At 64.5% G+C, this 414-nt stretch carries 1 protein-coding gene; it reads right to left on the reverse strand.

What is annotated here, in order from left to right; all coding sequences use genetic code 11:
• A partial coding sequence (locus tag FEI13_RS18875; RefSeq protein ID WP_166462149.1) for a helix-turn-helix domain-containing protein occupies positions 1-410 on the reverse strand: 410 nt, incomplete at its 3' end.
• Positions 411-414 lie beyond the last annotated feature (4 nt).

Consider the following 414-nt stretch of genomic DNA (forward strand, 5'->3'; position numbering starts at 1 on the left):
CGCCACAGGCGCTTGTCGGTGATCTCCAGTTGCCGGGAGACGGCCAGCACTGGCATCTCCTTGACGAGCGACATGGCGGCCTGCTCGAACAGCAGGGTGAAGTCGCTGCCAGGCCGTGCCCAAGGCACCTCGATGCGCTTGACGCCATGCTCGGGACACTTGGTGCGAGGCACGCGGGCGTGCAGGTAACAGTGATGCTGAAAGAAGTTCAGATGCCGCCACGTCTTCTCGGCAAAGTCATGGGCTGGGCAGGCCTTGCCGCACTCCGGGCAGGGGTAGAGGCTGCCCCGTTCGGCCTCGACATAGAGGTCTAGGCGGTGGGGCGACACAGAGGTATCCAGGTGCTGGTCCTTGAGAATCCAGGGCGCTTCCAGGCCCAGGCCGAGGGTCAGAATCTGGGTGCCGTCCATGCCA

This window comes from Halomonas urmiana (genome assembly GCF_005780185.1).
In the GTDB taxonomy this organism is placed as follows: domain Bacteria; phylum Pseudomonadota; class Gammaproteobacteria; order Pseudomonadales; family Halomonadaceae; genus Halomonas; species Halomonas urmiana.